This is a genomic window from Prosthecobacter sp. (genome assembly GCF_034366625.1).
Classification (GTDB): domain Bacteria; phylum Verrucomicrobiota; class Verrucomicrobiia; order Verrucomicrobiales; family Verrucomicrobiaceae; genus Prosthecobacter.
Map to the genome: position 1 here is coordinate 1,152,782 of NZ_JAXMIH010000006.1, position 14,068 is coordinate 1,166,849.

Below are 14,068 nucleotides of genomic sequence, written 5' to 3' on the forward strand. Positions count from 1 at the left end.
GCATCATTCGAGAAACAAAAACTCCGTGGAGGCGAGCAGCACATGGGCGAGATCGGCGAGGGCTTTTTCGCGATCATCGTTGGCGGTGTTGATGAAATCATTCGCACGCTTGGCCGCCGTGGCGCTCGGCGCACGTCCGAGAATGGCCTCATGTAGCCATGTCACTGGGTCAGCCTGGGCGTAGGCTTGTTGGGCGAGTGTGGCACCCTGTTTTTGCAGGAAGGGGCTGTTGAGCAGATACAGCGCTTGCGTGGGCACGGTGGTGAGCGGGCGGTCGCCGGAAACCATCTCGGGATTGGCGACGTCGAAGATTTCCAGCTCGGGGGCGAGGTTGTTGCGCGCGACGGGGAGGTAGATGCTGCGGCGCAGTTCTTTGTCGAACTTCATCGGCTTGTCGAGATCCTCGCCGTAAGTGAGCGCGGTGGCGGCGGCTTGTTCGAGTTTGAGTTCGCCGGTGAGGAAGAGCAGGCTGTCGCGAATTTCCTCGGCGGTGAGGCGACGATATGACCGCCTGCCGAACAAACGATTTTCGGGATCGGCGATGGTGCGCGGTGATTTGGCCTCAGCGGCGAGCTGATAGGTGCGGCTGAGCACCATCTCGCGGATCAATGATTTGAAGGAGCCGCCGCTGGCGCGGAACTTCGCGGCGAGGTGATCGAGCAGCGCGGGATGCGTGGGCTTCTCGCCCTGCACGCCGAAGTTATCGACGGTGCCGACGATGCCACGCCCGAAAAGCTGCGCCCAGAGGCGGTTCACGATCACGCGGTCGAGCAGCGCATTCTCCGTGCTCGTCATCCAGGCGGCGAGTTGCAGGCGACCGCTCGATCCGGCGGGGATCTTCGGCGCTTTGCCGCTGTGCAGCACGGTGGGGAAGCTGCGTGGCACTTTGGGGCCGAGTTGATTCACCTCGCCACGCACGCGCAGATGGATGTCGCCTGCGTCACGCGCATCGCGCGGGGCCATGGCCAGCTCGGCGTCTTTGAGCGCGTTCACCTGCTTGTCGAGCTCTTTGGTAAGCGCGGCGTTGTCCATCAGGAGGAGCGGATCGCCCGTGCTGCTGCCGTTCGCCATCGCCAGTGCGGTGGACTCGCGCTCGATGTCTTTTTCGGAGATGAACTGCACGGCATCGACGATCACATAATCCTTCGTGCCTTGCGTGCCGACGATGACATTCACGCGCCCGCCTTTCTCGAAATGAAACCGGCCGATGGGCTCGAACAGGCCGCCGATGCTGGGCTTCTTCGTCTGGTCAAAGATGATCTCATGCACGCCGTCGAAGGCTTCGACGGTGATGGGCACGCGCTTGTCGCAGTTGCCCTTCGCCGGATAGGCGATTCGCACCTCGTAGATGCCGGTCTCGGGCAAGGCACCGCGAAACACGGCCTTCTTCGCGCCTCGGTCCTGCTTGTCGTTGTGAATGTAGAAGTCGCCGAAGCGCTTCGCAGACAGGCTCGACTGCTTCCAGTCGCCGACGAGTTCCGCGCTGGCCTCATCATAAATCACGCCCGCGAGCGGCAGTTTCGTCAGTGCTTTTTTGCCCGCGACGGTTTCCATGAAATCGCGCTCCACTTTGAGCCGCATCGCGAGTTCGAGCCGCGCCACTTTCTGCTTCAGCTCGCCAAACGCTGGTTCCGGCTGCGGCAGTGCCTGCTCCACCCAGCTTGCCACATTCACGCAGCCGTTCCGCGTGCCCATGACGACCTCCGTGGAGCGGAAGAAGCCCGCGAGCGCGTAGTAGTCCTGCTGGCTGAAGGGATCGAACTTGTGATCGTGGCAGCGCGCACAACCAACGGTGAGGCCGAGAAACGCGCGGCCAATCGTGTCGATCTGCTCGTCCACCGTGTCGAGGTGCAGCTTCTCCTTGTCGCGCTCCGTGAGCATCTTCGGCCCCAGCGCGAGGAAACTCGACGCGATCATCTGACTGCGCCGCTGCGCGGGAGTCTTTGCGGCCATAAGGTCACCCGCGATCTGCTCACGAATGAACTCGTAGAACGATTTGTCGTGGTTGAAGGCATCAATGACGTAGTTTCTGTAACGCCACGCCTGATAAAAGGTGTAGTTGCGGTCACCGCCGTTCGAGTCCGAATAACGCGCGAGATCCAGCCAGTAGCGGCCCCATTTTTCTCCGAACTGCGGGCTGCTGAGGAGCTTCTCGACATAGTCGGACAAGTCAGACGTGTCAGACTCGTCCGACGGCGGCAAGCCGGTGAGATCATAGCTGAGCCTGCGCATGAGCGTGACGCGGTCCGCATCGGCGGCAGGCGTGAGCTTCTTTGCCTCCAACTCTGCGAGGATGAACACATCCAGCTCTTTGCGCGGCCAGTCTTGCTGCTTCACGGCAGGCAGCGCGTTCTTTTGCAGCGGACGAAACGCCCAGCCTTGGCGTGCCGCCGCGAAATCAATCGTCTTCTTCGTGCTCGCCGCGGCCATCGACTCCACGCGCGGATCAGGCGCCCCCATCGTGATCCATTGCTCCAGCACGCGAATGTCTTCCGGCGGCAGCTTCGACTTCGGCGGCATTTGCAGATCTTCGTCCTCGTAGCGCACGCTGTGCATGAGCAGGCTCTTCGCGGGCTTTCCGGGCACCAGCGCCGGCCCCGCATCGCCACCCTTCACCCAACCTTCCTTCCGATCCAGCAGCAGCCCGCCTTTCACCTTTCCCTGCTGCGAGTGGCACTCATAACAATGCTTCACCAGTAAAGGCCGCACGCTGCTCTCAAAAAACGCCACGCCATCCGCCGCCGATGAATCAGCAGCCGCGAGGGCAAGGAGGAGCGAGATGGAAGAAAAGCGACGCACGGCTACACAAGACAAGAAAAGAGGACTCTTGGACAGGAAAAGATCGGGCTGGGTGCGCGGGTCTTTCGGTTGGCTGTTTCCTCACTTCACCGGCACTGGCTTCGTCTGAATGAGTTGCAATGAGTCCTTGATGCTTTTGCCGACGAGGCCGGCGAAGATGACCTTGCCGCCGGGAACTTCAGCCGGAATGTCGAAGGTGACTTCGATCTCGCCGGTGCCGCTGGCTTTCACTTCCTTGCGTTCGATGCGCTCGTTGCCGCCGCCTTTGAGCGTGACTTGAATCGGTTTTTCACCGAGATCGGCCGGGAAGGTGTGCTTGAGTTTCACGGTGGCTTTTTGGCCGGGCGTGACACTGGCAGGTGCTTCGAGGGCGATCAATGCACCGGGCTTGGCGGCATCGGAGGACTTCTTGGCAGCTCGATTGGCGGTGACGCGCTCCTTTTTGCTCATCTGCTTGCCTTCGAGCTGCTTCATGTATTGCTCGCGAAAGGCGGCGTCATCGCGTTTGCGGAAGACTTCGAGGAGCGGGTCGTTCGTTTTGACCATCCAGTCTTCGAGCGCTTTTTCGAGCGTGGCCACCTGCGCAGCATCTTCGGGTTTGGCGATGAGATTGCTGAGCGCGTCGTGGTCGTAGCGCACCTCGTAGGCTTCCTCGGGCACGCGATGATCGAAAAGGTCGATGCGCGCGGCGATGGCCTCGTTTGTTTTTGCCAGCACGCGCATCTGGCGGGCAGTGGCGGTGCCATTGGTGGCTCCGGTCATGACGCGGGTGCCGTTCGACCACGGGCTGAAGACGTAGAGCCAGTCTTTCGTCTGCACGGCGCGCATTGGTGTGCGCTGACCGCCAGCGTTCTCGTTGTGCTCTTTGAAGACCATCACGCGCTCGGGTTGTGACTCGCCTTTGAGCAATGCGGCGAAGGAGGTGCCGTCGAAACCACCCGGCTGCGCGATTTGCAGCATGTCGAGAATCGTCGGCAGCAGATCGACGGTGGAGATCATGTGCGCGTCATCGACGGCACCTGCTTTTGTGACCCCTGGCCAGCGGATCATAAGCGGCGTGCGGCTGCTGTGATGATAGAGCTGCGTTTTGGCAAACGGCAGCGGCATGCCGTGATCGGAGAGGAAAATAATGATGGTGTTCTCATCCTGGCCGGCGGCCTTGAGGGCATCCAAGATCGCGCCCACGCCATCATCGGCGCGGCGCACACTGGAGTAATAAAGGGCGAGTTCTTTGCGGATGATTGGATCGTCATGCAGGAAGCCGGGCACGGGAACCTCCTCGGACGTGAAGACTTTCGAGGGCATATTCGGATCAGGAGCGCTCTCGCCTCGATTGCCTTCGCCATAGAAGGGCTTGTGTGGATCAGCCACATTCAAGAGCAGGCAAAACGGCTTTCCGGCCTGCTTCGCGGCTTCGATGCCTTGGGTGGCAGCCTTCCCCCACGAGGCGGCATTCTTCACATCGTCCTTTTTGCCTTCGCTGAGTATGATGTCCCAGGGGAAAGGCGAGTAGGGCGTGGAGTGCTCCACCTTGTGCCGGATGCCGGTGAAATAGCCCGCTGCCTTCACCAGATCACCCAGCACCGGGTAGTCCTTGTCGTTTTTGCCCATCGCCCGAAAGCCCTCGATGCGGTTGTTGTGCGGGTATTTGCCGCTCCACATGACATTGCGTGATGGCATGCAGTTCCCTACAACGACATGCGCATGATTGAACCGCAGGCTCTGCATCGCGAGCTTGTCCATGTTCGGCGTGGTGTCCTTCAGCGTGCAGCCGAAGACGCCGACCGAGTCGCAGCTCATGTCATCAGTGGTGATGATGAGCAGGTTGGGCTGTGCCAAAGCAGCGTGCCAAGGACAGAGAGCAAAGAGGAGATAAATGAAACGCATGGCGGAATTACTGGGTGTTCTTCTTTCCTTTGCCTTTCTTGGTCGACGATGTGCCAGGAGCTTCTGGGGCGACGGGACGAGTGGAGGCTGGATCGGTCAGCAGGTGCGGCTCGCTGAAGAGGGTTTGCTTGTCACCCTGCTCGCGCATCCAGGCTTCGAGTTGTTCGCGCAGTTTTTTCACGCGGGTGGACTGCGCAGGATCAGCGGCGAGGTTGTTCTGCTCGGCGGGATCGGCGCGGAGATCGTAAAGTTCGACAGCAGGGCGTTCATGGTAGCGCTTCACAATGGCGGTGGCCTCAGGGTCGGTTTGCGCCTTGTTGAACCACGAGGTCCAGTACGGAAGACCGCTTCTGATATTTGGTGATTTGTCGATGTGCGTGGTGTGCGCGAACTCGGGATGGAGATTGAGGATGAGCTTCCAGTCGGCGGTGCGGATCGCGCGGATGGGATAAACGTTCATGCTGCCGTCGCCGCTGTGCGTGGTGAAGATGAATTCGCGATGCGTGGACTTTTCGCCGCGTAAAACGGGAAGGAAGGAGCGCCCGTCGATCCCTTCCGGAACCTTACCGCCAGCGGCGTCGATGAGCGTGGGCAGTAGGTCGATCCACTGGATCATCGCGTCGGTGCGTGCGCCTGATTTGATGACGCCGGGCCACGCAGCGAGGAACGGGACGCGCGCGCCGGTGTCGTAGAGATTCCATTTGCCGAAAGGCCACTGCCCGCCGTGGTCGCTGGTGTAGAGGAACAGCGTGTTCGCGGGGACGAGGTATTTCTTTGCCAGATCCATCACCTCGCCGAGCTGCGTGTCGGCGGTGGTCACATCGGTGTAGTAGCGGGCGCGAGACTCACGTGTCTCTGGTGTGTCCACGAACTTCGGCGGCAGCGTCACCTTCGCGGGGTCGTAGCCTTCGAGCTTGTCCCATGGCACATGCGGCTCATGCGTGCCGACGAAGAGACAGAGCGGTTTGGAGGCATCGCGTTCCTTGAGAAACCTCTCCACAAAAGCTGCGTCGTGTTGCTCATCAAACACATCGAAACCGTGTCGTTGCGCGTCTTTGCCGCCGTGCGCCACTTTACCGAACGCAGCGGTCTGGTAGCCGAGTTTGCGTAGTACATCGGGCAGCGAAGCCACGTCATCGCGTTTGAAGGTGTGATTGTTCTCCGCACCATTGCGCGCCGGCATCAGACCGGTCAGCATGGCCGCGCGGCTCGGCGCACACGATGGCGAGGCGATGAAGGCATGCGTGAAGGTCATGCCCGCGTCCGCCAGCCGCTGCATGTTCGGCGTACGGACCTCCTTTGAACCATAGGGCGTGGAGTCGAGCTGCCCGTGGTCGTCGGCGAGGAAGATGACGAGGCTCGGCTGCGCTGAGTATGATGCAGGCGAAAGGCAGAACGCCGAAAGGATGACCGCGAGGATGAAAGGCTTCACGGCGCATGGAAACGCAGCAAGTGCGTCAGGCTATCGGCTTTAACTGCGTATGCCGCTCCTGCCTGCGGGCCGTGCGGACGGCGGCGGGCTTCAAAAGCGCGGGGGTAGTGGTCATGCCGCGAAGATTCAGTGCCTCGCGGCTCGGCGTGCGGTGCCAGTCGGCTTCCAGCGCGGCGGCGGCAAGTTCGCGATCCACGCCGCTTTCTGTGATGAGAAAATCAAAAAGGTTCTGCGCGATGACGTGCAGAGCGATCTGATGCGTGCGGCGCAGCGTGGCATGGAGCCAGTCGCTGAAGCGTAGGAATTGGACGAAGGGCGAGGCTCCGTCGCGCCAGAGAAGCATCAGCGTGTTGGTGAAATTACCGCTGTTGGCGACGATGTCCCAGTAGCGGGCGAACCGCCTCATACGTTGCATGTCGGCAAACGAGATGTCGCGTGTGGACAGGATTTCATAGGGCGGATGCGGCGCGTAGATCATGCGGTATTCGTCATCATGCCGGACGATGGGCGTGCCGCGCAGACGTTTGAGGATGCCGACCTGGATTTCCTGCGGGTTCAGCCGCACGAGGCGGTCAAAGCCGCGTCCGAAACTTTCGATGCCCTCGCCGGGCAGACCGACGATGAGGTCGGCGTGAATATGCACGCCGGTTTCTTCGCGGAGAAACCGGAAGTTGTCCTCCAGGCGGTCGAGGTTCTGGCGGCGGCTGATGTTTTTCGATGTGGCATCATCAAACGTTTGGATGCCAACCTCGAACTGCACCGCGCCCGGCGGGAAGCGGCGAATGAGAGCACGGAGTTGCTCGGGCAAACGATCCGGCACCATCTCGAAGTGCAGGAACAGGCCGTCACGCCAGCGGTCGAGGAAGAACTGCAAGATGCCCATGCTCGTGGGCAGATGCAGATTGAAGGTGCGATCGACAAATTTGAACTGCGTGGTCTCACGATCAAGCAGCCGCTGCATGGCGGCCAGGAAGGCATCGGTCGCAAAGGCACGCACGGGGATGTCGAGCGACGACAGGCAGAACTCGCACGTGAACGGGCATCCGCGCGACGCCTCGACGTAGATGACGCGATGTTTGAGGTCTTCGTCGGTGTAGAGCTCATACGGCGACGCGAGCTGGTTCAGCGCGGGCAATTCGGCAGCGATGATCTTGGGGACGTTCGCTTTAGCCGCAGAGGGGCAAAGAGGCAAAGGTGCTGAGTCAGATGCTGCCTCTTTGCTCCTCTGCCCCTCTGCGGTAAACCCGAGCAACTCACGGCATACTTGAGCGAATTTCATATCCGCCTCGCCAGTGATCACATGGTCCGCTAGCGCGACGATCTCCTGCCCCTCCGTCTCATACGAAACCTCCGGCCCGCCGAGGATGATGATCAGTTCCGGTCGGAGGCGCTTGAGCAAGGCAACCACTTCGGTCGTTTGCTCGACATTCCAGATATAGACACCAAAACCGACGATGCGCGGCTTGTGCGCGAGGATGGCTTCGACGATCTCCAGCGGTGGCTGGTTGATGATGAATTCCGCCATGCACGCACGCTCGCGCAGCTCGCCGAGATTCGCCATGAGGCAGCGGAGCCCGAACGAGGCGTGGATGTATTTCGCATTAAGCGTGGCGAGGACGATGTCCGGCATGAGTGGGCACAGTGGCCGATTCCCCAGCCCCTGCTACTTCTTCTTCCCCTGCCCTTTGCCCTTCTTCACAGCGCCCCCGCTGCCGCCTTCCATCAAATCCGGCAACGGCAGGTAGTCAAAATCGAGGATCATCTTTTCGGCCAGAGCGGCGCGGAGTTCGCGCTCAGTAGCGGCGAGTTCGGGTTTGCCGCTGAGGTTGTTCAGCTCGGAGGGGTCGGCTTCGAGGTCATACAACTCATAAACCGGACGTGGGGTCGTGAAATAGGTCGTGCGCAGGCCGGGCGAGAGCTTCCCGGCGGCATTCGCCTCCTGCATTTCCTTCCATGCGACTCCACCGGCGGAATCGACGGGTGAATACGGAATCCAGGGCGTGCAGTTGTAGATGAACTTGAAGCGGTCACTGCGCACCGCACGCGCGAGATCGTATCCGGCGTTCGTCATGTCCGCCGCGACCGGTGCAGAGCCATGCGGGCCGCGTTCGACGAAGAGATGTTTCCGCGGCGTGTGCGCCTCACCTTTGAGCAGCGGCAGAAAGCTCACGCCGCTCATTTTGGAACCTGCTTCGAGTCCTGCGGCCGCGAGCAGCGTGGGCGCTAGGTCTTCGGCGCTGATCAGCGCACGCGAATCGCCACCCGGCTTCACCACGCCGGGCCAGCGCACGAGAAAGGGCACGTTCGAGCCTGGATCATAGAGCGAGCCTTTGCCGTGCGGCATGGCCATGCCGTTGTCGCCGCAGAAGACGATGAGCGTGCTGTCCATGAGGCCGCGTTTTTTGAGCACATCGAGCACACCCGCGACGGTGCGGTCCACGCGATTCACCTCGGCGCAGTAGTCGGCGAGCTGCTCGCGCACGCCGGGCAGATCCGGCCAATGCGCGGGCACTTTCAGCGAGGCAGTATCGGGGCGAAACTCGGCAGGGGCATTCCACGCATGATGCGGGTCGCTGAAGTTCGCCCACATGAAGAAGGGCTTGTCGGCAGGCTTCTTGTCGAGAAAGGCGGCGACTTGTGCGGCTACTTCGTTGTCAGCGCAGGTGTTCAGTGAGTCCACGCGGTCGATGAAGGTCTTCAACTGATGCTCCTGGAAGACTTTCGCCGCTCCTTGGCCGATTTTCGTCGCTCCATCGAGATGGTAGCTGCGACCGCACACGCCGGTGAAGTAACCGCCCTTTTCACGAAGCAGTTCCGGCAGCGTGATCTCATCTCGCGGCAGCGGTGCGGAGAATCGCGTCATGCGTGCGGCCACGGGCGAGCGACCTGTCATGAGCGTGGCACGCGAGGGCACGCACTGCGGTGCCCCGGTGAAGAAGCGGTGGAACTTCATCCCTTCGGCAGCGAGTTGGTCGAGCGTTGGCGTTTTGACGTTCGAGCTGCCGTAGGTGCTGAGGAAGGGGTAGCTGTGGTCGTCGCTGAGGAGGAAGAGGATGTTCGGGCGCTGCTCCGCCGCGAAGGCCGAAACTAGCATGACGACTGACGAAAGGAGGATGAGAAAAGCCTTCATGGAGGCCTATAACGCGGAGACTTGTGTCATCTTCCGATTGGAAACGGCGACGGACAGTTCAAGATGAGCCGCATGTTCCAACCCCCTCGCTTTGTTGTCGTCGCACTGGTTTGCCTGCTGGCATCGTCTGCCTCAGGAGATGAGCCAAAATGGATTTCGCTGTTCAATGGCAAGAATCTGACCGGCTGGACGATCAAGATCGCGAAACGGCCACTGGGCGAGAACTTCGCGAACACGTTCCGTGTCGAGGATGGCATCCTGAAGGTCAGCTATGACGACTACTCGAAGTTTGATGAGCAGTTCGGCCACCTCTTCACCAACCTCGCCTACTCGCACTACATCCTGCGGCTGGAGTATCGCTTCACCGGCACAATGATGGCCGACGCACCGCATTATGTGAACCTCAACAGCGGCGTGATGCTCCATGCGCAGCCACCGCAGAGCATGCGCTTTGATCAAGGTTTTCCCGCGAGCCTGGAGATGCAGTTCCTGGCGGGTGAAGGCAAGGGGCCGCGCTCCACCGCCAATCTCTGCACACCCGGCACGCATGTGGAGATGGGTGGACAGTTGATCACGAAGCACATCGTCAAATCCAGCGCGCCGACCTTTCCGGCGGAGGAATGGGTGCGTGTCGAAGTCGAGGTGCGAGGCAATGACGAGATCATTCATCGCATCAACGGCGTGGAAGTACTGCGCTACCAGCGCCCACAGCTCGATCCCACGAACAACAACGCCCCGGCGACGGATCAGATCGAGGCGGGCGGTAATCTGATGCTCAGCTACGGCCACATCGCACTTCAAGCCGAAGGACAGCCGGTGTGGTTCAGAAAGATCGAACTGATGTCGCTGGAGAAGAAGTGATCATGCCGCATCAATCGCATTTGTGACGCGGCGTGCGGAGCGCGTGGCGGCGTCCTGGCCCCAGGGGAGATTGTCGAAAGCGGCACCGGCGAAGTGGACGCGACCGACGGGCTGGATGAGATGCGGCCAGATTTGCGCAAGCTTGCCAAGCGCGAACGGCGTGCGCTCGCAACCGAGGGCATATGGCTCCTCTTTCCACCACTGATGCACAATGGCCTGCTCGATGGTGTCCTTGTTTTGGCCGGGATAAAACTTCCGAAATGCGGCGAGCGCATCTTCCGGCGACAACGCGGGCGGGCCGCTGCCCATGAGCACGCAGCTTTCGCCCGGCACCTCGTGCGCGCATTCATAGACGAGGCTCATGGTAGAGCTGGCGCCTTCGAAATTAATGCTCGGCACGTTGTCGCCCTCCCAGAAGCGCGTTTTGGCCTGCAGCACGATGCGCGACTGCATGCCCATCGGCGTGTGTTCGAGCGCGAACTTTTTCTGCACCGGCCATGCGGGCGAAACCTTGATGCCAGCCTGCACGAGCGGCGACACGCACAGCACGGCGTAATCGGCCTTCAACGTCTGCTCTTTTTTATCCGGGCCTTCGGTGAAGGTGACGCTCACACCATTTGCATCGTGCTCCAACATAGTGACGGGACAGTTTCTGCGAATTCGGTCGCCAAGATGCTTCGCAAACGTGTCCGGCAGCAGTTGGTTGCCGCCCTTGAGACGAAACACCTCGCGCTTGAACACGGGCAGTCCGCGCAGCTTCACGATGGACTCCTGCCAGATGCGATACAGCGCAGAGACATCGCTTTCGGTCGCGGGCTTGTCCTTGCTGCTGAGCCGCGAACCGCCGCAGTAACTGCGCGCGGTTTCGGAAGCACCTTGCTCTGCAAGCCAGTCGCCTAGAACAATGTGATCGAGTTCGTCCAAGCCGATGCCGAAGGGCTGATACTCGTCTTTGAACTTCTCCGCCATCGGGCCAAAGAACAGCCGCGAAATTTCCTTCCAGCCATGTTCCTGCATGAAGGCGACCTCGCGCTCGTTGAAGCCGAACTCGCGCTGCGTCTTCGCATCCGCCAGCTCCTCCTCGGTGCGCCACTTGCCACGCACATTGGCAAACATCTTCCGCCGCCGCGCATACGCGAGCACCGGGAGATCAAACTTCCGAACCCACTCGCGATATGTGTCGTAACCCGGATTGGTGAACTGCTCCGCGCCGACATCGGCATACAAACCGTCTGGCAGCGGATCATAGATCGTCTTCACATGCCCGCCGGTGCGCTTCGACGCTTCCAGCACCGTGACCTCATGCCCCCGCTCCATCAGATCAAACGCACAACTCAATCCACCGATGCCGCCGCCGATGACGACGACGCGCTTCTTCTTCACAGGTTCTGCGGACGGGAGATTTGCAGCACCGGCCAGGAGAGCGGCGGTGGAAGTCTTGAACAGCTTACGCCGCGTGATGGCTGTGTGGCTGGCTGGCATGATGGTCGATCCTCGTGGTAGATGATTGTCAGCTTCCTGCCAGAGCCTCTGCTGCGATGCGCCGGTAGATTTCCTTCGCCGCTTCAAAGGTGCGCTTCGCTTCATCGCGCTCGGCGGGGGCGATGTTTTTCTCCCGCACGCGCCAGAGCTGGTCGATGCATGCGGCGCACCACTTGGCACTCTGCCGCGATGCGCGGATGGGTTTGTCAGCGATGATGACGTTGACGGGATTGGTGTGCAGTTGCGGGAAATGCCGTAGCGCGACCCAACTGCTGCGCGTGATCTCGACGGTGAACGCCACATCATGCAGTTGATCGTCGGCAGGCACTTCGCGCGTGGCGGCGACGATGCCGTTGACGACCAGTTCGACTTTGCGCTTGCCGCTGGCGAAGGGATTCGCGCCAGTTGTGTCGTGGTAATGCACGGTGTCGCCGACGAGACGCTGACCCCCGACGGGCACCGCGCCGCCGTAGGCGATTTCGAGCGGCGTTTCGGAGCTGAAGGCGACCTTGGCGCTCACTTTCACGCGGCCCGGTTGTGCGAGCCTCACTTCGTCGCCAGCGGCCTTACCTTCGACGGTGAAGCCCGGTGCGTGCGCGTAACCATCGCTCACATAGCTGCGTCCGTGTGCGAGTCCTTCGCACCATTTTTCAAATTCGAGTTTCTCGACGCGGCCGAGTTGCACATAGGTGCGCCCCTGGCCGACGCGGGTGCCGCTCATGCAGGGGTAGTCTGTCTCGCCGGCGCATTTCAGCGGGAAACCACAGTTCATCATGTGATACCAGGCGTTCCACTCCAGCAGCCGCGCGGTGTCCATCGCGCTGATGAAATCGCAGACACCATGCGCGGTGGTGACAAAGATTTCGTGTCCGCCTGCATCGGGGATCGCGACGTTTGGCAGCAGATCAATCACACGCTCATGGCTGTTGGTCAGTTCCGGCTCGTTCAGCCCTCCGTCGCGATCCGCGTCGATTTTTTCAAACGGCTCCGGCAGTACTGTGCTCGCCGTTTCATCGGGCGTGAGCCGCGCGTCTTTGTTGGCATCGCACAACTCGATCATCCGTTTCGCCGCCACCGACGAAATCACCTGCATGCCACTGCCGGAGTGCGGATAGCCGGTGAAGCCACCTTGGGCCTTCGTCCAACGCAGCGCTGGCGTAGTCCATGTCGGCCAGCCTTTGACACCGTCCGCGCCTGGATACACGAGTTCGCGCAGGTTCAGCAGGCACACATGCCCGAGCGCAGCGGAGCCGAAGCCGCTCACCTCCATGTCATAGCGCAGCAGAGTGTGTGGCTCGCTGAGCGGATGCGCGGAACCGCCGAAAAATGGACGCTGATGCTCAAAGCCATAGCCCCAGGTGAGCACACAGCCGACGTTCAATCCTTCACCTTTCACCTGCGCGAACATGTGCTCCGGCTGCATCCCGATGGACGGCGACGTGTAGTGCGCACAGCCCGCCGCGTGGATATGATGATCGCCGCTGTAGTAGCCGTGATCCGCCGCGTTCATCCAGCGGTCCAGCTTCACGGCGAGCTGTGTCTCCTTCGCTGCCGGAATCGTCACTTGGCTTTTCACGGTGCGGTATTCCGGTCCGCGTGATGCCTCCATCATGAACTCTCCCGGCGGCAGCAGCACTGTATCGCCATTCGCGCGGTAGATATGTTTTTGGAAAAAGAAATCTGGAGCAAGGCGACGTGCCTGCGGTGGAAAGACATGGCCGTGAGCATCAGTGAAGGTCAGTCGTGCCGTGGTGGGCTGCCCGTCGAAGTCCTTCACATCGAGCTTCGCCGCCACGGCAGCTTTCACGTCGAGCAGCACCGGCACCTCCGCGCGAAAACCGAGATCCTGCGTGCCTTGGCCGATGTCGAATGCGAGCACCGCCTCGCGCTTGCCAGACTCGCTCGAATACACAAGCGCGATGGCATACTCGACTTCAGGCCCGCTGAGATTCGCCGTCATCGGTGGCGCGTAGAACATGCTGATCTCGAGAAAGCGGTCTTCACCCTTCGTGTTCTCGTTCTCCCTCAGATGCGTCTGCCGCTCGCGCTCCATCGTGCCTTTCGCGACGCCCGCATACGGCGGCCCGGCCTGCGTGCTGGTGATGCGCAGCCGCGCCGCGCTCACGCCATGATTGATCACCTTAATGAGCACCGGCGTGTAGCCCGCCTGCTGCACTACTGACTTTGCCGGGCCGCGCACCGCACTCACTCGCAGCTCAGGATTGATGCTCACGACACAAAGTACCTGCGCATCCAGCGCCGTCTGTACACCGGTCGCATCACGACCCGTGACCGCTGTTTGCAATTTCGCACGCGCATCGCCCGCGAGCGGCGCACCGAGGAAATCGAGCGCCTGCACGATTCGCTGCGCATTCGCCGCGAGTGGTTGCCCTTCGACTTCGATCACGGGCAACGGCTCGGCAGCAGCCGCGGCGGAGAGCATCGCGAAAAGGGCGCAGATTTTGTTCATGAGCTCA

General features: G+C 61.0%; 8 protein-coding genes. 1 reads left to right on the top strand and 7 read right to left on the bottom strand.

Annotation, left to right across the window (positions count from 1 at the left end; all coding sequences use genetic code 11):
• Positions 1-3: 3 nt before the first annotated feature.
• The 5 genes from U1A53_RS07505 to U1A53_RS07525 all read right to left on the bottom strand — a co-directional run bounded on the left by U1A53_RS07505 (position 4) and on the right by U1A53_RS07525 (position 9,248).
• Positions 4-2,799 carry a DUF1553 domain-containing protein gene (locus tag U1A53_RS07505; protein ID WP_322280007.1) on the bottom strand — a complete coding sequence of 932 codons (2,796 nt, stop codon included), beginning with the start codon at positions 2,797-2,799 and terminating at the stop codon, positions 4-6.
• Between the two features lie 81 nt (positions 2,800-2,880).
• Entirely contained in the window at positions 2,881-4,686 is a 1,806-nt protein-coding gene (locus U1A53_RS07510; protein WP_322280008.1) for a sulfatase, read from the bottom strand.
• Between the two features lie 7 nt (positions 4,687-4,693).
• Positions 4,694-6,118: a sulfatase-like hydrolase/transferase gene (locus tag U1A53_RS07515; RefSeq protein WP_322280009.1), complete on the bottom strand. Its 1,425-nt coding sequence runs from the start codon at positions 6,116-6,118 to the stop codon at positions 4,694-4,696.
• 25 nt (positions 6,119-6,143) lie between these two features.
• Positions 6,144-7,748, bottom strand: coding sequence for a DUF4080 domain-containing protein (locus tag U1A53_RS07520; protein WP_322280010.1), 1,605 nt, complete (start codon positions 7,746-7,748; stop codon positions 6,144-6,146).
• A gap of 33 nt (positions 7,749-7,781) precedes the next feature.
• On the bottom strand, positions 7,782-9,248 hold the full coding sequence (locus U1A53_RS07525; protein WP_322280011.1) for a sulfatase: 1,467 nt from the start codon (positions 9,246-9,248) through the stop codon (positions 7,782-7,784).
• 72 nt (positions 9,249-9,320) lie between these two features.
• Between U1A53_RS07525 and U1A53_RS07530 the strand changes: the two genes are divergently transcribed.
• Positions 9,321-10,109 carry a DUF1080 domain-containing protein gene (locus tag U1A53_RS07530; protein WP_322280012.1) on the top strand — a complete coding sequence of 263 codons (789 nt, stop codon included), beginning with the start codon at positions 9,321-9,323 and terminating at the stop codon, positions 10,107-10,109.
• Here the strand turns inward: U1A53_RS07530 and U1A53_RS07535 are convergent, their stop codons facing one another.
• Both U1A53_RS07535 and U1A53_RS07540 read right to left on the bottom strand, forming a co-directional pair.
• A complete protein-coding gene (locus tag U1A53_RS07535) occupies positions 10,110-11,591 on the bottom strand; it encodes an NAD(P)/FAD-dependent oxidoreductase (RefSeq protein ID WP_322280013.1) in 1,482 nt (493 codons plus the stop codon). It lies immediately after the preceding gene.
• Between the two features lie 28 nt (positions 11,592-11,619).
• Positions 11,620-14,061 carry a CehA/McbA family metallohydrolase gene (locus tag U1A53_RS07540; RefSeq protein WP_322280015.1) on the bottom strand — a complete coding sequence of 814 codons (2,442 nt, stop codon included), beginning with the start codon at positions 14,059-14,061 and terminating at the stop codon, positions 11,620-11,622.
• Positions 14,062-14,068 lie beyond the last annotated feature (7 nt).